This window comes from Flavobacterium sp. KACC 22761, assembly GCF_034058155.1.
Classification (GTDB): domain Bacteria; phylum Bacteroidota; class Bacteroidia; order Flavobacteriales; family Flavobacteriaceae; genus Flavobacterium.
Map to the genome: position 1 here is coordinate 4,311,207 of NZ_CP139148.1, position 24,320 is coordinate 4,335,526.

At 33.1% G+C, this 24,320-nt stretch carries 10 protein-coding genes; 2 read left to right on the plus strand and 8 right to left on the minus strand.

Features of this window, described 5'->3' with window-relative positions:
• Nucleotides 1-102: 102 nt before the first annotated feature.
• The 8 genes from SCB73_RS18510 to SCB73_RS18545 form a co-directional block, all read right to left on the minus strand.
• Entirely contained in the window at nucleotides 103-648 is a 546-nt protein-coding gene (locus SCB73_RS18510; protein ID WP_320567663.1) for a hypothetical protein, read from the minus strand.
• Nucleotides 649-811: 163 nt separating this feature from the next.
• Nucleotides 812-2,299: a RagB/SusD family nutrient uptake outer membrane protein gene (locus tag SCB73_RS18515; protein WP_320567664.1), complete on the minus strand. Its 1,488-nt coding sequence runs from the start codon at nucleotides 2,297-2,299 to the stop codon at nucleotides 812-814.
• Between the two features lie 9 nt (nucleotides 2,300-2,308).
• Nucleotides 2,309-5,317 (minus strand): SusC/RagA family TonB-linked outer membrane protein, encoded by a 3,009-nt coding sequence (locus SCB73_RS18520; RefSeq protein ID WP_320567665.1) that lies wholly within the window; start codon nucleotides 5,315-5,317, stop codon nucleotides 2,309-2,311.
• Nucleotides 5,318-5,878: 561 nt separating this feature from the next.
• The gene (locus tag SCB73_RS18525) at nucleotides 5,879-10,018 is read right to left on the minus strand and encodes a hybrid sensor histidine kinase/response regulator transcription factor (RefSeq protein ID WP_320567666.1); all 4,140 of its coding nucleotides are present in this window, start codon (nucleotides 10,016-10,018) and stop codon (nucleotides 5,879-5,881) included.
• A gap of 141 nt (nucleotides 10,019-10,159) precedes the next feature.
• A complete protein-coding gene (gene xyl3A, locus SCB73_RS18530; protein ID WP_320567667.1) occupies nucleotides 10,160-12,754 on the minus strand; it encodes a xylan 1,4-beta-xylosidase in 2,595 nt (864 codons plus the stop codon).
• 86 nt (nucleotides 12,755-12,840) lie between these two features.
• Nucleotides 12,841-15,306, minus strand: coding sequence for a glycoside hydrolase family 95 protein (locus tag SCB73_RS18535; RefSeq protein ID WP_320567668.1), 2,466 nt, complete (start codon nucleotides 15,304-15,306; stop codon nucleotides 12,841-12,843).
• Between the two features lie 38 nt (nucleotides 15,307-15,344).
• Nucleotides 15,345-18,050, minus strand: a complete 2,706-nt coding sequence (locus SCB73_RS18540) for an alpha/beta hydrolase-fold protein (RefSeq protein WP_320567669.1) — start codon at nucleotides 18,048-18,050, stop codon at nucleotides 15,345-15,347.
• A gap of 74 nt (nucleotides 18,051-18,124) precedes the next feature.
• Nucleotides 18,125-19,855 (minus strand): glycoside hydrolase family 43 protein, encoded by a 1,731-nt coding sequence (locus SCB73_RS18545; RefSeq protein WP_320567670.1) that lies wholly within the window; start codon nucleotides 19,853-19,855, stop codon nucleotides 18,125-18,127.
• 692 nt (nucleotides 19,856-20,547) lie between these two features.
• On the opposite strand from SCB73_RS18545, the gene SCB73_RS18550 reads away from it, so the two are divergent.
• Nucleotides 20,548-23,346, plus strand: coding sequence for an outer membrane beta-barrel family protein (locus SCB73_RS18550; protein WP_320567671.1), 2,799 nt, complete (start codon nucleotides 20,548-20,550; stop codon nucleotides 23,344-23,346).
• A gap of 4 nt (nucleotides 23,347-23,350) precedes the next feature.
• Entirely contained in the window at nucleotides 23,351-24,154 is an 804-nt protein-coding gene (locus SCB73_RS18555) for a GLPGLI family protein (RefSeq protein WP_320567672.1), read from the plus strand.
• Nucleotides 24,155-24,320 lie beyond the last annotated feature (166 nt).

The window sequence follows — 24,320 nt, forward strand, 5'->3', positions numbered from 1 at the left end:
ATTTAAATAATCACAATTAATCTTATTGATAGTACCAAAGATTGAATTGCAGGACTTGATTAAACAGTCATGATCTTTTAAATTTTTAACGTGAAAGAAATATTACACCATATCAGGAGGAGGACAAATGGTGGTAAAATACCCCGAAAGAAGTTCGCTTTTTGGAGTATAGGGACACAATTTGGCAGGAAAAAACATTCTGGATGTACAAACTGCCATATCAATTGTATCATTATTAGGAATATAATCTGTAATAAAAGACTTTATTACTTTTTTGCTAGGATTTTCTTTGCTGGAAGAAGTATCAAAAATCTGATTATCTACCATTTTTTTTAAATCCTTGCTAAAAACTTTAAAGTGGAAATTTTTTAAACAATATAATTTTAAGACATTGTTTACAATTCTTTTCTTAAAAACGTGATAGGTTTTACTATCTATAGTGAAATCTTCGTTAACCTCTTCAAAACCAGAATCTACAACATAGGCATAAGGATCAATCTGAATTTCGATAACTTCAAAGTCTGAATCTTCGGTTTTTTCCATAGCAGTCACCCATACTTGCTCTCGTTGTTCAGCAAACATCATATAAAATCCTAAAACATTGTAAAATAATGTTACGATTAAAAAAAGTGATGCAATTTTTTTCATTTGGAATAAACCGATATAGTACTTAGATTTATTTTTAAAATAATTCAGTTAGTGTTTGAAATCCTCTCTTCAAATTTTGAAAACAACAACATATTGATAAACAGCACATTTTCATGTGCTGTTTGTCAAACTAACTAACTTAACTAACTAACTTCAATCATTTTTAGTAACCAGGATTATTATCACTTGGTTTAATATTTGGATTCGAAGAAGTTTCTCTGTTTGGAATTGGCCATAATTCGTTTTTACCTGCTTTAAAACCGGTTCCTGCTAATTGAGTACTAGCAATTCCCCATCTAATTATATCATCAAAACGAACTTGCTCACCAGCCAATTCTACTTTACGCTCATGAATAAGCGCAGTAAATACTTGATCTTTTGTAAGTGTTGTTGCCAACAATGGTACACCTGCTCTTGCACGAACTTGATTAATGTAACCAATAGCTGTTGCTTGTACACCACCAGATCTTAAGCTTTCACATTCAGCCATCATAAGCAATACATCAGAATAACGCATTACTTTGAAGTTGATGCTTGAATCAAGATTTTCATCAGTACGTTTATAATAGTTTTGATACTTTTTCCAGCCTGCTCTTCTTAAACCTTCTGATGAAGAAAAATTAGCTGCTGTCATTGTGTTGGCTCCGTTATTATATTTAGATCCTGGCACGTAAAAAGTATCGCCAAAACGTTTGTCACCTGGCTCATATTCATCTAATAAATTATCAGAAGGATATACGTTGTACCAGCCAAGATTACCATATTCTTGACCTCTAAGAGTAGATTCGGCAACACCATCTCCAGCAGTATCACTACCCCATTTATCAGCAACACCTAATTTTTCATCGTATTCAATTTCAAAGATTGATTCAGGACCATGCTCTGTTTCATCCATAAAATTGTTATAGAAATTAGTTTCTAAACTAAATCCAGTCACTTTGCTAAAAGCAGCCAAAGCCTCATCGTATTTCTTTTGATACAATAGTGCTTTTCCTAAATAAGCAAAAGCCGCTTCTTTTGTTGCTCTACCTTTGTCCTCTACATTTTTGCTTAATAAATTTTTAGATGCAAAGTCAAAATCAGCTACAATCAATTTATATACTTCATCTTTTGGACTTCTTGGATTACCTACAATTGTTTGTTTTGTGTAAATTGGAAGATCTCCAAAACGAGGCACTAATAGAAAGTAATAGTAGGCTCTTAAAAAATGAGCTTCTCCTAAAAACTTATTCTTTTTTTCTTGTGTCAAAATAGAATTTGGCAAAGCGTTAATCTTAGCTTCATTGTCCAAAACAAAATTCGCTTTAGAAATTCCTAAGAAACAAGTTTCCCAATAATATTGGATAATATCACTACTTGCATCAAAAGAGAAATCAAGAAAAGGTTTTTTATTTCCTTCCAATTGCGGATTTCCTTTATTTTCTTGAGACATATTATCTAAAGCAAAGAAAATGTGTCTTGCATATAATCCTCTTGTTTGCAAGTTTGCATAAGCAGCATTTACTGAAGCTTGTACTTGAGTTTCACTTTTAAAATATGTTTCCGGCGATAACTCATTTGGATTGCTCAATTCTAAATCATTGTCGTTGCAAGAATTTATTGTAAAAATCCCTAATAATACTGCAACTGTATATTTTATTTTTCTCATCATCTTTATAAATTAAAATGTAACATCAAGTCCAAAAATTACTGATTTAGGCTGTGGGTATCTTCCTATATCAATTCCGGCAGAATTTGCATTAGCATCTACACGAGCAATTTCAGGATCTAAACCAGAGTACTTTGTAATTGTAACAAGATTTTGCGCACTTAAATAGAATCGGATATTTGTAAAATGGTTATCAAAAGCATCTCCCGATAAAGTGTAACCCAAAGTCACATTTTTCAATCTTGTATAAGAGCCGTCCTCAACATAACGCTGGCTTGCAGACGACCAGTTTTGGCTTGCTCCAAGTGCTCTTGGCAATGTAGCCGATGGATTAGTAACTACTCCATTTTGAACAATTGATCTGTCTAAAACATCTGTACTAGCATTAAATAAACGTTGCATAGCTTCTAAATCAAATTTGTTTGAATTAAAAACATCATTTCCGCTTACTCCAGTTATAAAGCAGTTAAAATCGAATTTTTTATATGCTGCAGTAAGATTTAAACCATAAGTAAAATCTGGATATGGATTTCCGATGTTTGTTTTGTCTTGAGAGTTGATTACTTTATCTCCATTTCTATCCACAAATCGAATATCACCCGGTTGAACAGTAGTTTGTCCTGCACCAAGAGCAGCATCTACTTCTGCTTGATTTTTATAAATTCCATTGGTTTGATACCCCCAGAAGTAGAATAATGGCTGTCCTACTTCTAATCTTGAGAAGTTCTCTAAACCTGCTCTTCCTGATGGTCCGCCTAATACACTAGTTACACCAGGCGCCAAACTTGTTACCTCATTTTTACTTGTTCCTAAATTAGCAACTGCTGACCATGTAAAATCTCCTTTTCTGTCATTGTAGCCAAGTGATAGTTCAAATCCGTGTACTTTTGTATTGGCAATATTTTGAGTTTGAGTTCCTCCACCAGCAGATCCTACAGAAGCAGGAAGCGGTACTGCGAAAAGAATATCACTACCTTTATTGTTAAAATATTCAAAGCTTCCAGTGATTGCTTCATCAAGCAAACCAAAATCCAAACCTATATTTCTATCTGTTTTAGATTCCCATTTCAAATCTGGATTAGAAGCTCTACCAGCTGTAACACCTGATGCAGCAGCTCCATTAATTGGATAAATATAATTTGCTGCTAAAGTTCCGCTATACTGATAATTGTCAATAAGGTCATTACCTGTTGTTCCTGTACTTGCTCTAAGCTTTAATGTGCTGAATATTGAATTTGCCATAAAACTTTCTTTCGCAATATTCCAACCTACGGCAACAGAGTAAAAGTTACCATAACGATAGTTAGAACCGAAACGAGAAGAACCATCTCTACGTCCTGAAACAGCTAATAAATATTTATCATCATAATCGTAATTAATACGAGCTACATAACCTAAATTATTTGTTTCACTGCTAGTAGAAGATAAATTTGCATCCTGAAGCCTCAACTGATCAATTTCGTCTGAAATATAGTAACGGCTGCTTGCAACTAGATTTTTAAATTTATTTTCGATTTTAGTAATAACTCCCACTGCTTCTACATGATGTTTTTCAGCAATTGTAGTTTTATAGGTTAAACTATTATCAAAAACAATAGTCTGCCCTTTTGAATTTGTCTCTGCTGTTGATGAATAAGCTTGTTTATGAGCTGAACCATCGCTGTAGCTAGGAATAAAAGTATGATCTTCGTTTGTAAAATAATCCAAAGCAACTTGCGACCTGAATTTAAGTCCCTTAATGATTTCGACTTCAGCGAAAATGTTTCCAATTAAAGATAATCCATTAATATTTTGATATCCTAAGTTGGCCACACGAACTGGGTTTTCAGCATCTTGCCCATCAGCAGTAGAAGGACCTTGGTAACCACCCAAATTATTTGCATTGTAAACCGGCAAATAAGGCGCCATTTTAATAGCATGCTCTAATAATGTTCTACCTCCCGAAGCACGTTCTGGATTTGTTTTATTGAAAGATACGCCTACATTGCTTCCAACTGTCAATCTTCCAATAGTTTGTGTATTATTTGCTCTAAAAGAGTAACGTTCAAAACCGGTATTTATAACAGCTCCTTCTTGCTTTAAATATCCAGCAGAATAACGGCCTGTAGAATTATCTGTTCCGTTTGAGAAACTTAAATTGTAATCCTGCATTACACCATCCTGAAAAATTTCGTCTTGCCAATTTGTATTTATATTTCCAAATTCGGCTGCTCTTGCTGTTAAATCACTTCCTAAATCTTTAGCATATTTAAGATATTGCTGCGTATTTAAAACATCATATCTTTTAGTGATTCTTTGAAAACCTGCGTAAGAACTAAAATTTAATGTTCCTGCGCCTTTTTTTCCTTTTTTTGTCGTTACCATAATTACACCATTATAAGCTTTAGAACCATATAATGCTGTTGTTGAGGCATCTTTTAAAACCGATATACTCTCAATATCGCTAGGATTTAATCCTGATAGGTTACCAGTTAAAACTCCATCAATTACATACAAAGGTGTACTATTTCCCATTGTAGCCAAACCACGAATACTAACCGTAGGGCTAGAACCAGGTGCACCATTTACAACAGTAACCCCCGCAGCTCTTCCTTGTAAAGCAGACTCTGCATTAGTAATAGGCACCGCTGTAATATCTTTTGAGGTAACAGTTGAAATTGCTCCAGTTACTTTTGTTCTTTTTTGTGTACCGTAGGCAACTACAACTTCCTGCAAGTTTTGTGCTGATTCAACTAATGTAACATCAATTGTAGTACGAGTTCCTACTGCAACCGTTTGCGTAACTAAGCCAACATAAGAATATATTATTTTATCTGTTGGATTAACTCCTTTTAAGGAATACTTACCATCAAAATCTGTTGATGCACTATTGTTTGAACCTTGAACTGTAATACTAGCTCCAGGCAATGGAAATCCCGAAGGATCGGTAACAACACCTTGTATGGTCTTGGATTGTGCCATCATATTCTGATAGCTTATCATCAGCAATGCGATTATTGCAAATTTTAATTTTAACTTCATAATTGGTTTTTTGTTTTAGTTAAATAATTGTTGGTTGTAAAGTTTTGTTTGCTATTTATTATTGAGGCCTCTTGTTTATTAATTTTGATTAAAACAAGTGGTTTTACAATACATAAATATGGTTTTAATTCATGATTTAAATGGTTTAAGATTGTTAGTAATTAGTTTCACGTTTATTTTAAATTTGATTATACCAAAAATAGATTGTTAACATAAATTTCACATACTACATTTGATGCATAATCTATCAAATTTGTAGCATCATCGTTAAAAAAATAGCAAATTCGGGGTTTTACAGTGCTTCATTAGTTGAAATGAAAAATATATTATTACTAATTTTAATATCTTTTTTTTTGAGTATAAAAAAATAAAAGGCTCAAAAATTCTTATTCTGCAACTTTGAAAGATGACATTTAAACTCATTTTTCTTGTTCCATACAAAATAAAAAAGCTTTTGATCGCACATTTATCGTTTAAAAAAAAATTGTCAATTTGATACTTCTTATAACAAAAAAAAAGACGAAATAATTCGTCTTTTTTAGAGCAAAAAATTGCTACTAATTAATTATTATTTACTTTTTGAGTCGGCAAGCATCCAAATTTTTCTTTGTAGCATTTTGTAAAATAAGAAGGAGAACTAAAACCAACTTTATAACTAATTTCAGTTATATTGTCATTTCCTAACTCAATTAATTCTTTAGCCTTTTCTAAGCGAACATTACGAATAAATTCATTTACAGATACGCCAGTTAATGTTTTCACTTTTCGATACAACTGGCTTCTGCTCAAAAATACATTTGAGGCCAAAACTTCTACGCTTAATTCGGTCTCTCGAATGTTATCATTAATGTATTTCAGTACATTTTTTATGAATTCATTATCTAAAGAGGTTGTTTTTTCTTTAGCAGTAGAAGTAATTCCGTTATAGAATTTATTAAACATAATTTGTCTGCTATTAATCAATTGCACTAAACTAGACCTTAAAATATCCATATCAAAAGGTTTGCTCAAATACATATCAGCACCAGAATCAATTCCTTCCAATCTATCTTTAACTAAAGCTTTTGCAGACAACATCATTAACGGAATATGGCTAGTTTTTAAATTGGCTTTTATATTTTTACATAATTCCAAACCATTCATAACAGGCATAATTACATCAGTTAAAATCAAATCAGGCAATTTTTGTAATGCTAAGTCTAAACCAACTTGTCCATTTTCTGCAACGATCACTTTGTACTCTTTTTTGAGCTCGCTTTTTAAATAGTTTCGAAGTTCTACATTGTCTTCAACAATTAAAATCGTATACACTCGGTCTTGCTGTTCCTCATCCTCAGTCAATTGGATTTCCTCTTTTTCTACAATTGGCTTGAAGCTAATTTTATTTTCCTTTTTATATCCTTCAAACAATATTTCATTTTCATCAAAAAAATCTTTTCCTAAAGGAAACAGCAATTTAAAAATAGTGCCTACTCCCAATTCGCTTTCAACTTCAATTATTCCTTTATGCAATTCGACAAATCCGCGAACTACTTCCAAGCCAATTCCTGTAGTTCCATAATATGCTTTGTTCAAATTGTTTACTTGATAGAACCTGTCAAAAATTCTTTTAATATCTTTTTTATCTAACCCAGAACCAGTGTCTTCAACAACTATCGTAAAATAAGGTGCAACATCTGATGAATCAATCAAAGGAAAATGAATTTGTTCGTTATTAATTACGATTTTCACTATAATTTTTCCGTTATCCGGAGTAACTTTAAAAGCATTCGAAACGACATTGAAAATAATTTTTTCAAGCATTTTAGGGTCGATCCAATCTTTTAAGGAAGCTTTATTGGATTCAAATTGCAACTCAATTCCACGGCTTAATGCTTCTTCATTAAAATAACTGACCACTTCTTTTGTAAAACCAACTACTTCAATCAATTGCAATTGAAGGTTCATTTTATTGAACTGCAATTTATTAAAATCCATCAACTCATTAATTAGTCGGGAAAGTCTGTCAGAACTTTTTTGAATCGTTTGCAATTTATTCAGTACGCCTTCTGGAAGTTGCTGACTATTATTTTTGATTATATCTCCTAAAGGATTCAAAATCAATGTTAATGGAGTTCTGAATTCATGTGAGATGTTAGTGAAAAACTGCAATTTTTTATTATTTAATTTTTCAATCTGAATCGCTTTCTGTTTTTCAAACTCGATCATTTGTTTTTGTTTGAATCGATTTTGATAGTATTGATTGGCAAAATGAATTGCTGCTCCAAGCAAAAGAGTATAAAATAAATACGCAAAAGATGTTTTCCACCAAGGTGGCAATATCTCGATTTTTAATTCCAATGGCACCTTGCTCCAAGCACCATTCTTTTCTGCCGCTTTCACTTTAAATGTATAATTTCCCGGAGCTAAATTGGTATAAGTTGCCGAGCGTTTGTTGCCGACATAATTCCACGAATCGTCAAAACCTTCTAAATAATACGCATATTCATTTCTGGCTGGAAAAGAATAATTTACTGCAATAAAATCAATTGTAAATACAGACTGATCGTGTTTAAGAATTATTTTTTTTGTTTCGGAAAGTACTTTTATAAGCGGCGAGTTTTTTTCAAGTGGCCCAACCGATTTATTAAAAAGCTTTAAATCAGTAAAATAAATAGGCAATTGCTTTTTACTTTTAACCAAATTAGAAGGATCAAAATAATTCAAGCCTTCATAACTTCCAAAATAAAGCATTCCATCTTCATCTCTTAAAACAGCATTATTGTTGAAATCATTCCCAAGTAAACCATCGTATGTAGAATAGTTGATTGTACTATTGTTTTTTAAGTCCAGTCTCGTGATTCCTTTCTTTCCGCTTAACCAAATATATCCTTCATTAGATTCTGTAATAGCCGAAATTGATTTTTCATGCAGTCCCTTAAAATTTATGTACCATTTTAAAACATCTGTTTTTTTATTGTAACTAAATAATCCTGCACCATCAGTTCCAATCCAAATTTCTTTGTTTTTAGCCTGATATAAAGCATTGATCGTATGTGTGCTTTTATGATTTCTTAATTTCTCCGACATTTTACCTCTAAAAGAAGTTACAGAAAAAGTGATATAATCATTCGTAACCACTTTATAAAGTCCAGTTGTTGAACCAACCCAAACGGCATCATCTGAATCAACCATTACATTTCTGATGTCAATATTGGTTATTGCATTTGTCAAAAATGGTTTAGCATTACAATGGTGAAATTGTCCATCTGACGGTGTATAATAATGTAGTCCTTTAGCGAAAGTCCCAATCCAAATTACACCTCTGGAATCTTCTGTAATGCTCATAATATTATCTGAAGCCAGATTAGGAGTGTTTTTTGTATTATAATTAATAAAACTCCTGCTTCCCTTTTTTAAAAGAAAAATCCCTTCGTTCCAGCTCGATAGCCAGACATTTTGTTTTTTATCAATAAATACTTTTGTAATATTATCATTAGTCAATCCAGAATATAGGCTAGCATCAGTTCTGGTAATATGCTTAAAATCTTTGGTTGTAGGATTATAGACATCTACTCCACCGCCTTCCATAGAAATCCATAATTGTCCCTGATGATCTTTGGCAATTCCAGTCACACAATTGGTTTGTAAAGATTGTGGATTTCCAGGCAAACTTTCTATGATATTGACCTTGCTGTTTATTTTATCAAAAACGCCTAAGCCTTTATTATAATAACCCAGCCAAATTCTGTTCTCTTTGTCTAATAATAAAGACCAAACCGAATTTGAACTTAAACTACGCGTATTGAATTTGCTGTTTACATACTTTTTTTGAACAACTCCCTGATTATCTACAATGATTAAACCATCATTTTCGGTCGCACAAAGAATTGTTTTGGCATCTCTAGCCAATATTGACATGATTCTTTTTTTCGTAATTGGGTAGAAAAAAGCCTGTTTAACTTTAGAATGTAAATCTACTTTTATCAAGCCTTTAAATCCATCGCCAATCCATAAATTTTGATTACTGTCTAAACACATAGACACGATGCTTGCCGCGTGTATGCGACTGTCATTGCCAATGTCAATTTTTTTAGTCACATTCTTTCTAGGGTCGAATACTTTCAATCCTAAATTTGTTCCCAAATAAATTGTTCCTTTTTTGTCTTTTGCAAGACTATTGATAAGATAATTTGAGTTATTTACTACATCAGAAGCAACTTTGGCAATTTCGCGCGTGGTAGTATTTAATTTTAGCAAACCGTTATTAACTGTTCCTAACAATAGATTTCCATTATTATCTTCGATAATACTTTTAATAGAAATTACAGTTTCTTTTTTAATTTTCTTCTGAATATCAATGCTTTCAAAATTATCTAAGTTTCGATTGTACAAACATAATCCTTCGTCAGTCCCTATCCACAACCGGTTGCGACTATCAACATAAGTAGCATAAATCAAATTGCTATTAATAGAATTTTTAAGTCGAGAGTTTTGTTCATAAGCAACATAATTGACTCCATCGTATTTAAATAAGCCAGCACCATTTGTACCCATCCACATAAATCCAGACTGATCTTGTGAAATGGTATAAATGCCACTTTTCGAAGCTTCTTTATCTACTAATCGAAATTGATAGTTTTCAAATTTATTTTGAGAAAACAAATTGTTTACTATAAAAAATAAAATAACTATCGCTCTAAAACAATTTTTTCGAGACATATATTATTTGAGGAAATTTTAATTAAATATATACTTTTTAATTGAAAATGCAATTACTCACATGTTAATTAAAAGTATTGTCAGAATTTAAGCTTGCTTCAAAATATAACTTTTCAAAGCAGGCGTTGAATTCCGGTGGCTTTACTGAACAAACACTTTAAGCATTTTTAAATCATTAGAGGCAGAACTATTGCCATAATAAACTTCATATTCACCCGAAGTTACCTTCATATTTCTAGTATTTTGATCGTAAAATTCAAATGACGACGATCGCAAATCAATTGTTACATTCTGACTTTCTCCAGCTTTTAAATTGATTCGTTTAAAAGCTTTCAACGATTTTAAAGGTCCATCTGTATCATTTAATTTTCGAACATATACTTGAACAATCTCTGTTCCATCACGTTTACTGCTGTTTTTTATTGAAAAGTTCAATTGCGCACTTTCATTTGACTTGATTTTTGTCTTGCTAAGTTTTGCTGTACCTATGTCGAATTTAGAATAACTTAAACCAAAACCAAAAGGAAATAAAACATCAGTTGTATATCTGTACGTGCGTCCTTTCATGGAATAATCTTCAAAATCTCCTAAAATAGCTGAGTTTTTATAAAATGAAACCGGAAGTTTTCCAGCAGGATTATAATCTCCAAAAAGCACATCGGCGACAGCCTGACCGCCAGATTCTCCAGGATACCATGCTTGTAAAATGGCATCACAGCTTGATGTTTCTGGTGTAAATGCTATTGCTGAACCCGAGCAGTTTACGAAAACTACTTTTTTGCCTGCCGCCTTAAGTTCTTGCAGACATTTTCTTTGAACTGCAGGAAGTTCTATATCCGTTCTATCACCGCCTTTAAAACCTGGATAAGAAACTGGCATTTCTTCGCCCTCAAGCAAAGTCGAAAGTCCGCCAACAAAAACGACAGTATCAATGCCTTTTAATTTCTGGATTAATCCTCCAAAATCAATATCGAATTCTTTTCCGAAATCAAATTCAAGATTGGCCTGCCAATTGTTTGACTGAGCGTACAGAATTTCGATTTTATATTTTTTGCCTGCTTCAACGGCAAATGGAATTTTTCCTGGAAGCGTTCTCCAATTTGTATATTTGGCCTTAGAAATTCCGTCAACAATCAGTTCGAAAGCACCAGTCGCACCCGTTTTAAACACCAGCGTATCATTTGCTTTGGCTGAAAATTCAGCTTCATATTTTGCCGAAAACCCTTCTAATTTTACACCCGAAGCAAATTCATGCTGACCCGCAGTCGTCATTTTTATAGGATTTAAAATTTGTTGCGATATAACGCTATTTCCCTCTCGGTTAGGATTATTCCAATAAGTTGCTTTCATTCCCTTTTTCCCTTCAAAGGAAAGTTGGTCAAAATACGTCTGATTTACTTTATCTTCAACTAAATCACAGGCTTTATCATAAAAGATTTTATTTGCTGGAAGCTTTGATTCTATTCCCCTTTTAATGGTGATGGTCTTAACGGGTGTTCCGTTGTAATTTCCCCACAACATTGGCTCATTGTCGGCATTTGGGCCAATAATTGCAACTTTATTTGTTGCTTTATCTAAAGGGAGAATATTGTTCTTGTTTTGCAAAAGCGTCATTGACTTTTGAGCCATTTCAAGTGCTAATTGCTGATGTTCTTTACTATTAAGAACACTAGCCGGAATTTGAGCCCATGGAACAATTGCATCATCGTCCATTTCACCTAAATCAAAACGGCCAATTAAAACGCGAAGCAAACTTTTATTGATATCAGCTTCCTTTATTAGGTTTTTCTCCACCGCTTCCGGCAAATTTTTAAACGGATATTTTTCCCAAACGCATTCGACATCAGTTCCTGCAAGCACGGCCTTAGATGCTGCATGTGTTGCATCCGACGAAACTTTATGGGTTGTATAAAAATCAGTCACGGCACCGCAATCTGATACTACCATATATTTATAGCCCCATTCGTCACGAAGAATACCTTGCAACAATCTCGTATTACTGCAACAAGGCTCATCGTCTAAACGTTGATACGCACACATTACCTGACGAACATCGGCGTCCTGAACCAATGACTTAAATGCCGGCAGATACGTTTCATATAATTCTCTAGGATTTACATTGTTGAGATTCAATTCATGTCTGCTCCATTCAGGTCCTGAATGAACGGCAAAATGTTTCGCGCAAGCCAAAAGTTTTCGGTATTTAGCATCCTGAGGCCCTTGAAGGCCTTTTACAACAGAAATTCCCATTCGTGAAGTAAGATAAGGATCTTCTCCATAAGTTTCCTGACCACGGCCCCAACGCGGATCTCTAAAAATATTTACATTAGGTGTCCAAACTGAAAGGCTTAAAAATCGCTTATTCTCATTACCATTTTGAATCCACTGGTTGTATTTAGCACGTGCTTCATCTGAAACAGCATCAAAAACACGAAAAACGAACTGATCATCAAATGATGCTGCCATACCAATAGGTTCAGGAAAAACAGTTACATTATCATTATTCGCATAACCGTGCAATGCTTCGCTCCACCAATTGAATTTTTTAATTCCTAATCGTGGAATAGCATCACTCTGATCGCACATTAATGCGGCTTTTTCTTCAAGCGTCAATCGTGAAATTAGATCTTTTGCTCTTTCTGCTGAACTTAGAGAAGGATTTTTAAAAGGATATTGCTGTGCATTAGCACAAAAAAACGATACTAAACTTATTATAAATAGAAACTTGTTTTTCATGTTTTCACTGAATTTAATACTAGTATTTTTAAAATTCCTCTCTTAATCTTTGCTGTTTTATGAAATAACTGAAATTGACATTTGAGTTATTCCTTAATTATGAAATGGTATATTTTGCCTTTTTCAGTTTCAATATCATATAAAAATGTTGGCTGAATTTCTAAAGGTTTAATATTCGATTCTTTAGCGATAATAGGCTTTTTGATCTCATCATTTCCGTAAAAAACATTTGAATTAACTCCTGAAGCAATTTTAAAATTCATTTTGTTTTTAGGAATGATTTGATTTGGAGTTCTCAATCTTAGATTTCCTCCAAGATTGGACTGGATACTTACTGCAATTAATTTTCCATTTTTCCATTTCATTTCTTTAATTTCAAACCCGCCTCGCGCTTTTAAACCTGTTATTTCTCCATATTCTTTCAAAGCATCAGGCAGCGCTGGAAGCAAATGAACAGCCTGATCTGAACTTTGCATCAACATTTCTGCAATTCCTGATGTGCATCCAAAATTTCCATCAATTTGAAAAGGTGGATGCGCATCAAAAAGATTATTATAAGTACCTCCGCCACCCGTATTTACACCAAGCGGAGTCAATTGATTTTGAATTAAGCTATATGCATGATTTCCATCTTGCATTTTTGCCCACCAATTTACTTTCCAGCCCATACTCCAGCCTGTAGATATATCGCCTCTTTGTAACAATGTATTCTTTGCCGCTGCAAAAAGCTCTGGAGTTTTGTAAGCAGAAATTTGATTCGAAGGAAATAATCCATACAAATGCGAAATATGGCGATGATTATCTTTAGGATCATCAACATCATCCATCCACTCCTGTAGCTGGTTGTATTTGCCAATTTGCATTGGAGGGAGCCTATTGCGCAACGTTTTTAAACTATCAATGTATTGTTTGTCTTTTCCTAATGTTTCAGACGCTTTTATTGCAGTGCTAAAAACATCAAAAACGATTTGATTGTCCATCCTTGACCCAGCAGTGACGGCAGAACCTTGATGTGCTTTCGGACTATTTTCAGGTGAATTTCCGGGAGCTACCATCAGCCAGCCGCTTTCAGGATCTTTTACCAAGAAATCAGCATAAAAATCGGCTGCTCCTTTAAGCACTTCATATACCGATTGAAGATATTCTTTATCGCCCGTATAGAGATAATGCTCCCAAAGATGTTGACTTAGCCAGCCTCCGCCAGCATTCCAAACTCCCCAAGTGGCGCCATCAACAGCTCCGTTAATTCGCCAAATATCAGTATTATGATGCGCCATCCAGCCACGGGCTCCATACATTACCATTGCAGTTTCTTTTCCGGTTTGTGCTAATTCCTGAATCATTTTAAAAAGAGGATCGTGCATTTCAGATAAATTGGTTTTCTCAGCAGGCCAATAATTCATCTCAGTATTTATATTGATTGTATATTTACTGTCCCATGCAGGCTTCATGCTGTGATTCCAAATACCCTGAAGATTAGCAGGCTGACCTCCAGATTGTGAAGATGAAATCAATAAATATCTTCCGTACTGAAAATAAAGCGCTACAAATGACGGATCTGAAACATTCCTAAAATTTGCTAATCTTTCATCTGTTGGCAAATTAGATGCGTCTGTCTTCCCTAAATCTAGCTTCACTCTCTTAAAATACTTTTGGTAATAGGCAATATGGGCTTTCTTCATTGCATCGTATTTCTTATCAAATGCCTTGTCTAAAAAAGATTTTGCAAGTTTTTTTTCATTACCGCTGATATCATTGTAATTAATAAAATTACTCGCAATAGAAACATAAATCAAAACAGAATTTGCTCCTTCTACTTTTATAGAATTTTCAGAAGCTTTTATCATACCTCCGTTAACTTTAAATCTTGCCAATGCATTAAAATTGACTTTTCCTTCTACACCTTCATGATCACTTGTAGTTCCCGAAAGTGAAATTTCATTGTTACTTTCAACTTTAATTTCCTGTTTTTTATGTTCAGAAGTGAAAGTTGCTCCAAATGACAATTTACCCAGTTTATCAGCAGAAAGTTTTATCACCAAAACCCGGTCAGGAAAAGAGATAAAAGCCTCACGTGTGTAGGTAACGTCCTGTACTTTATAAACTGTTTTTGCAACAGCATTTTCTATATCAAGTTCTCGGTAATAATCGGTAAAGTTTTGATGATTCGAAAAATCCAATTCTAAATTTCCCACAGGCTGAAACATTTGCCCGTGGGATTTTTTAGTGATTATATTTTCATTAATTAGTTTCTCAGCTTTTTTATATTCTTTCTGAAAAATAAGTCTTCTAATTTCGCTTAGTGCATTTTTTGCATCAGGATTATCATTTCTGTTCGGACTTCCGCTCCAGACGGTTGCTTCATTTAGTTGAAAAATTTCTTTCTCAACATTTCCATATACCATAGCGCCCTGAAAACCGTTTCCAATTGGCAGAGCATTTTCCCATACTGTTCCAGAAGGATTTTTATACCAAAGTTTTAAATCCTTTTTCTGCTGCGCAGCTAATGAAATCCCCAGTAAAAGCAATATGGCAATTAGACTTTTTTTCATCATTATTTTGTTTTTGGAAATCCTTGCTCTCTGAAAAATTAATTAAACAATAATGGCGCAAACAGGAACAAATCATGTCTCCAAACCGGCCATGTATGTCCTCCTGAATATTCACTGTATTTGTATTTGATTCCCATTTGGTCAAATTTGCTCATCATTATTTTGCAGTTTTCATAAGCAATGTCTTCCTTTCCTCCCATCGAAATCCAAAAATTCTTGATATTAGAATTAATAATAGCTACATTATTTTTCATAAACTCATATTGAGGCCCTGATAATGTGTCATTATTAGCCCACCAACCAGAGCTGAACACGCCTATACTTGAAAACATATCAGAATTTTTAATGCCCGCATAAAGTGTCTGCAATCCACCCATTGATAATCCCGCTAAAGCTCTATTTTTAGCATCTGTCGCTACTTTAAAATTGCTTTCTACAAAAGGAATTGCGCCCGTTTTTAATTCATTTTCAAAAGCTTTTAATGCATTTTCATTGAAACCCGCATTTCCCATATTGCCGTCTAGCATTGCGATAACCATTGGCTTTGCTTTATTTTCGGCAATTAAGTTGTCTAAAATCAAATTGGCTTTTCCTTGAGTTGCCCATCCGGTTTGGTCTTCACCTCCTCCATGCAAAAGATATAAAACAGGAAATTTTTCGGTTGAATTTTCATAACCTGGTGGGGTGTAAACATACATTTCACGCCAAGAGTTAGTTGCTTTTGAAAAGTATTTTTTGATTCTAATATCACCATGCGCAACCATTTTTAATTCATAGAAATCCCCTTCTTTGTTTGGAATTTCAATACCGCTCGCCATGCGTCCCATACCATAAAATGTTTCGCTTGCGGGATCGGCTACAGCTACGCCGTCAATTAACAAAGAATAATAATTAAAACCTTTGTTTATTACTCCTGTTGTTGTAGTCCATAACCCGTCTGAATCTCTGGACATATCGTATTTTTTGCCTAAATCAATCTGTACTTTCGATGCTTCTGGCGCTTTAATTTTAAAAACGACACGGTTATCTGGCAATAGCTGCGGATACTTGGCATTACGAATATTGGTCTGAGCCTGATCGCCTAAAATCGTATATGCTGCAAAATTGGACTGATCTACAGGCTTAAATAAAAACTGTGAAAACATATACAATCCATTTTTCCAAACTTTAAAATCATGCACGCCAGGTTCTAAATAGTAAATGTGAGGCACATCTTTTTTATACAAGTAATTATGAGTTCTTCTGCTATTTTCAATAAGCCAATCATTGTCGCCACAAGAAATCCATAACAATTTTAATTTCTTTTTAGCCTCTTCAGGATTTGGGAGTAATTCTTCTGGCATTTTAGTATTTGGCGCTGCTGAAAACGCACCAACCCAAGCAAATTTATCCAAGTTCCCTAAACCAAAATTCAAAGATTGTCCTCCGCCCATTGACAAACCGGCAATTGCACGATGCTCTCTGTCTTTATAAACAGGATATTTTTTTTCAATAAATGGAATCAAATCATTGAGTAAATCTTTTTCGAAGGTTGAAAAGGCTTGCACTTTATCTGGAGCCATTATATTTCCTGCAGCACTATCATCTTTCATCGCTCTTCCGTTTGGCATTACGACAATCATCGGTTCTAATTTTCCTTCAGCATAAAGATTATCTAATATAATTTGCGGATTCCCTCCTTTTAGCCATTCATATTCATCACCTCCTATTCCGTGCAGGAGATATAAAACAGGGTATTTTTTCTTTTTATTAAATCCGGGAGGCGTATATACATTGGCTTTTCTTATGGTTCCAACCGTTTTAGATTCATAATTAATGAGTTCTACTTTACCTGTTGCAACATTTGAATTTACCTGATCAAAACCAATTGGTGCACTCACTCTGATAAAATCTTTTCCATTATAGAATTTATAACCCAATAATGATAGCATTTTTTCGCCGTAACGGTTACCTAAATCTCTGTAACCTAATGCATTGAAATGCAAATTATCAGGTTCAGCTTTACATCCACTTGAAGAAATAACATACGAATTAGATATTGTTTTTGGAAGTGTCGCGATGATTTTGTTCATACTGCCGCATTTTCCATTTTGATCTTCATTTACAGTTTCACCAGAAAGCAACGGAACTTTATTAGGATCCAAATTCAAATCTTTCATAAGATTGTCGTAAACAATTTTTAATTTTTTTGGCCAAAGCGTATCACCAGTATTAGATTCTCCTTGATGCAATAGAATACCTTTAATTACCCCTTTTTTCTGGGCAATCTTTGCCATTTCAACCAATCTTTGATACGGATTGTCGTTGTATTGTTTGAGAATGCCTTTCATCCAATCCGGTGCTGTTGCCACATATTCTGATGTTTTATCTTTATCAAAAAGCTCAATTTTACATCCACCAACAGCCACATTTATAACACCAATTTTTATGTTTTTTGGCAGATTGGCAATTAAAGTTCTTCCAAAATAATCTACTGGAGTTAATCCGGTTGTACAGCGACATAATGGAGGAACTGCCGTGTACCAATTTCCCTTAGAACGCCCAATTTCAGGACAATCAACGGTCTCCAAAACTTGAAATCGCTCGTCAACTGCAGCAATATCCTGAGGTTCTATTTTAGCATAACCCTCCATATTTGATTGGCCAAAACTCAAATAAACATGAAAATTTGGATCTTGAGAATATCCTTTTTGTCCTGTTAAAAAAAGAACAGTAAATGCAAAAAATCTAAGTATTGATTTCATTATATAATGCTATTTTAATGTCAAAAATTATTGTTTATATGCTGCATCAGAAAACTCATTTCTTATGTCTTCAATTATTCTACATGAGCATCGTTTGCTGCAGTCGCATATAGACCTATCAACGCTCCAGTAAACCCTCCAGCTACATTTGTTGAAAGAATATCGCCAGAAACGCTTCCTCCTAAATTTTCAAAATCAACACCATTTAAAGCATAGCTAAATTGGTAACTGTCACCTGTCGCCTTAACCTGCAGACGGATATTCTTTTTAATTTCAATTTTAGTACTCGCAACAATCTTTGATTCCCCTTTTTCGGTTCTTTGCAATATAATATAGGTATCCTTTCCTTTTTTGGTTATGCCAAAAACATAATTAAAGCGTTCGCTTTGCAGACAAACAATTCCAGCCAAATCCTTTTCAGATGCTGGTTTATAATCTAATGTCGATGTGAAAGAAAAATTATTGTGTTGCTGTCTATAAAAAAGTGTCGAAGTTGGTTTTACTTCTTTGATATTGACTGCAAAAGGCTTGATCTCTAGTCCGTTTTTTGTTAGCGAAATAAAGTTTTCTCTAGGACCTCTCAGTCCTATCCATCTATAATCTAGTTTTTCGGAAGCAAAGTTTTCAGTAAACGTAAAATTTCCATTTGGGAAAAATCCATCTTTTCCTGTTTTGTTTTCAGTAACGCCGGTAGGCATTTTGATTTTTGGTTTGAGAGGAACTAATCCGTTTTCAAAAACTGGAAAAACTCCCGACCAATCTACAGGCAACATAAAAGTTTCGCGACCCGTATTCACTCTATTTTTATCATTAGGACGAATACCGAGAAATACACCATAATATTTATTATCAGGGCCTAATACTAAATCAGCGTGTCCAGCCCAATCCACTTTTTCAGGTCTGTTTTGTGGAAAATATCTTTGTGTCAAAATCGGGTTGTTTGATGCTGGTTTGAAAGGGCCTTTTGGACTGTCGCTAATAAAAACAACTTCGCTATGATTATCTCCCGTACCGCCTTCGGCACACATTAAATAATAACGACCGTCTTTTTTATATAAATGTGGCGCTTCAATCCATATTGGTTTTTTCGAAAGATCTACACCTCCATCTACAATAATTTTGTCAGAACCTGGAATTACTTTGTCATTTACTAGATCATATTCCCAAACTTTAATTACACGATGACCTTCATACAATGCCTTTCCTTTGTCTGGAGCATCATTGTGTACGATATAACCTTTTCCGTCATCATCAAAGAAAATGCATGGGTCAATTCCATCAAAACCTAATTTCATAGGACTTCCCCAACCTTTCATTGGATCTTTTGTTTTTACTATAATATTACCCATTCCTCCCGTAAAAGCAGTTACAATCATATAAAAAGTATCATTATGAGGATTATAAGTTATACCTGGTGCGTACACTCCTTGGCTAATTCCAGTATCGTGAGGATTAAATTCTGAAACCTTATTTAAAACGCCTCCTAAATCTGTCCAATTCACTAAATCTTTAGAATGAAAAATTGGCACTCCAGGAAACATGGCAAAAGAAGAACAAACCATATAATAGTCATCTCCTTTTTTGGTAATGGCGGGATCAGGATAACATCCTTGTAAAATAGGCGTATAAAATTCGTCTGATTTTAGGGGATTATTTTTATAAATATCATCATTGCCTGTATAAACAACATTAGAAAAAATAGGCATTCCTTTAATTGATCCATTACTGTTTTTATCTGTAATGACATTAAAAGCGAAAAGAAAAAATAATATTCCCGCCAAGTAATAAATTTGTTTTTGGTTCATTTTGTTAAGTCTTAATTATTAAAAAATCAAATAGAGTATTTATCTCAAATTTCCTTCTGATTAATAAGTGTATATTCAACAAATATAAAAAAACATTTTAATACACAACCGGTTGTTTTAGTATTTATTTTTTTCTATCACTAAAAAAATAACAAATAAAAAACACATTATGCAATTCTAGTGCTTAAATATAAGTATAATAGCAAAGAAAGGAAAAACAAAAAAATCTGGAGTTCCTATCTAAAAATGGACACAGAAGCACAAGATCTTTGATTATAAAAAAGAAATCTAAAAAACCAAAGTAAGAATTCAAGCAATATTGGCTAAAAACAAAATTTTAATAATTAATTATGTTAAAAAAAAGTAAAGTCGTTTTTTACATTGTAGTATTTTTACTTAGATTTGAGCCATATTCACATTTAACTATTATACTAACGATTACTAATTAAAATCGTTAAAATTTACACCGCTATCAACCAAAACCTCACAAAAAAATTATGAATTTAGCAAAATCAAGTCACTATACTTCTGTAAACCTGTTTAAAAAAGTGCTATTTCAATTTCTATTATAGGATCTACAATCTATACTTTTTACTCAAAAACAAATCCCATAACAATTGCATTTATTTTCTATTTCTTAAAAAATGGAATGGAACTTTTATGCCTCTTTTTCAAAAAAAAATAACCAATTAATGAGACAAACAATTCTATTATTATTTTGCTTTCTTTTTTTATCGACTACTTTACAAGCACAAAAATTAGGCACAGTTAAAGGATATGTAACAGATACCATAAACCATTCTACTTTAACCAAGGCATCAGTCTCTTTGTTGAGAGCACAAGATTCTATTTTAGTAAAATTTACCAGAGCCAAAGAAAATGGTTATTTTGAGTTGAATAATATTAAAGCTGGTAAATTTATTTTATTGGTTTCTTATCCTAAATATGCTGATTTTGTAGATCAATTTGCTGTTGATTCCACAAAGTTAATCAAGGATTATGGCAAAATTAATTTAGAAGATAGAGGAAAAATACTATCCGAAATAATTATCAAAGGCAATAGAGCCGCCATGAAAATCAAAGGAGACACGTTAGAATTTGATCCAAAAGCATTTAAAATAGAACCTAATGCAAAAGTGGAAGATTTGATAAAACAATTCCCAGGAATACAAATTGATAAGGATGGAAAAATTACTGCTCAAGGCGAAACTGTAACCAAAGTTTTGGTTGATGGTGAAGAATTTTTTGGTGATGATCCCACTTTAGTTACAAAAAATCTACGTGCGGATATGGTTGATAAAGTACAATTGTACGACAAAAAAAGTGATCAAGCCGCTTTTACGGGAATTGATGATGGCCAGAAAACCAAAACGCTGAATGTGAAACTTAAAGAAGACAAAAAAAATGGTCATTTCGGGAAAGTAGAACTCGGAGGAGGAACGGATAAGTTCTACAAAGGTCAAGCCATGTTTAATAAGTTTTGGGATAAGAAAAAATTGGCAGCTTATGGCATTTTTGGTAACACAGGACAAGTAGGATTAGGATGGGGAGATAAAGATAAATATGGACAAAGCAGTTATCAGGTAACTGATGACGGCGGTATTTATTTTACAAACAATGGAAATGATGAATTTGACAGTTGGGACGGACAATTTAATGGTGAAGGAATTCCAGTAACTCAAACTGGCGGAATACATTTTGACAATAAATGGAACAAGGATAAAGAATCTATCAATGTTAATTATAAAATTGGTGATATCAAACTTACAGGAAACCGCAATGATATTAACCAGCAAAATTTAAGCTCTAGCAGTATTTATAATACTTCAGACAAAAATTTTGAGAAAAACATGACTAAAAACAAACTTGATCTCACTTATGAAATTAAAATCGATACTACTTTAACTTTAAAATTAAATGTAGATGGATTATTTAAAAAGAGTAATTCAAGTGAAGCAGAAGCGCGAAAAGGTACCGACGAACAAGGTAATCAACTCAATAATTTGAAACAGACAACTACAAACGATGTTGATGATAAAGCATTTAATTTTAATGCTTTATTAACCAAAAGATTCAAAAAAACAGGGCGAACATTATCTCTTAATTTAAGTCAATCAAATACAGATAGTAAAAGTGATGGTTATTTAAATTCGAGAGCTGAGTTTTTTACACCATCTGTAATTAGTCCAGACAGCACCAAAGTAGTCGATCAAAACAAAGTCAATACTATTAGCAATACAGCTTTTAAATCAAATTTAATCTATACTGAACCGCTATCCAAAAGTCTATCTGTAATTCTTAATTACGGATTCAACATTAGCAACGGGAAATCTGATCGTAAATCTTTTAATCAAGATGCAAATGGGGATTATACTGTTTTAGATTCCATCTTTAGTAATAATTATGAATTGGACCAAACGATAAACCAACTTGGAGCTATTTTTAATTACAAGAAAAACAAAACTGTTTTTAATATTGGTTCAAAATTTAGCGGTGTAAACTTTAGACAATATGATGTTTATAGAGATAATTCTTTTAAGCGAAAATTTATCAACTATATGCCTCAGATAACCTATCAATATAATTTTAAACAAAGAGAATCACTGCGTTTGTCATATAACGGAAACAGCGATCAACCAACATTAGAACAAATACAACCGATACCAAATAATCAAAATCCATTGAATACAATTTTGGGTAATCCAGATTTAGATCCTTCTTTCAAGAATAATCTTAGAGGTAGTTATTATTCATACAAAGTACTCAGCAATCAGTATTTTTCGATTAATGGATCGTATAATTTTACGCTAAATCCAATAATAAGTAATGTAATTACAAATGATAGAGGACAAAGTATTTCTCAATTTGTAAACCTAAAAGACAAAGCTGCAACAAGCTATTATTTGAATGGTAATTTTGGCAAAACAATCAAAGCCATAGACATGTCGGCAGGAATTGGTTTAAGCGCCAATAAAAATGTAAATTATAATTACATCAATACAAAACTGAATCAAACTAAAAATTCAACTTATTCCTTTAATTTTAACTTATCGAAGTATAAAGAAAAAAAATACAACTTAAATGCTAGCTTCGGACCTACTTATAACGTTGCTGATGCAAGCATCAACCAAAATAGTGATAGTAATGGCTGGGGATTTAATGGAAATTTCTGGTCTAGTGTACAATTGCCTTTCAAGCTAGAAATTAGTACCGATGGTAATTATCAATATAATGGAAAAACGCAAGTGATTCAGGAAAGTTTTGAACGTTTTATTTGGAATGCCTCAGTCACCAAAAAATTCTTAAAATCAGATAATTTAAGAGTTTCTATAACAGGAAGAGATCTTTTGAACCAAAATTTAGGATTTAATCGTTCTGCATTCAATGGAAATATCAGCCAAAGTACGTACACGACTATCCAAAGATATTTTATGTTCTCTGTAAGCTGGGATTTCAGCAAAATGGGCGGAGGAGAAATTAAACAAAACTAAAATCATGAAAACAATGATAAATCGCATCTTAATTTTAATAATTGTATTGGCAAGCTGTAATACTTTTGCACAAAATGATCAATTAGTACAAAATGATCACTTTGTACAAAATGGCATAATCGAATTTGAAAAAAAATCAAATATGTACGCTTTGATTACAAAAAAAATAAAAGGAGAAACGGAAAGCTATTATAAATTAGCTTTTGAAAGTTACAAAAAAAACAATCCACAATTTAAAACTACAAAGAGCACACTCACCTTTTCAAAAAACAAAAGTTTATATAAATGGAATGAAACCATTGAATCAGCAAGCAACAACAGTTGGATTGCTGATGACGCAATGGCTAATTTAAAAAATATTATCGCCACAGATCTAGATACCCAAACCAGCATTACCCAAAAAAACGTTTACGATGATTTATATTTAGTTAAAGATAGTTTGCGCAAAATTAACTGGAAAATTACTGATGAAACAAGAGAAATTGCAGGTTATGAATGTCGCAGAGCAAATGCTATAGTTCTGGATTCTGTTTATGTTGTTGCCTATTACACCATTCAAATTCCATTCTCAGGTGGTCCTGAATCTTTTACAGGCTTACCTGGAACAATTTTAGGCTTGGCTTTGCCACATGAAAACATGACCTGGTTTGCCACAAAAGTTACTGAAATTCCAGTTTCTGACAAAGATTTAGCTCCACCAATTAAAGGAAAACCAACTGACAATAAAGAATTAAACAAAATACTTTTGGATGCTTTGAAAAACTGGGGAAAATGGGCACGAAAAACATTACAAGCCTATTCCTTGTAACAAAACATAAAACTTGTTTTTTCTGCAAGTTCACAAAATACACTTCTTGTATTTAGAAGTTTAAAAAAGTTTGTTTCATTTTGTGATATTTTTAAAAAACTTTAATTAAAAACAAAAAGGTGCGTTTCAATATGAAACGCACCTTTTGTTTTAATAATATTATGTT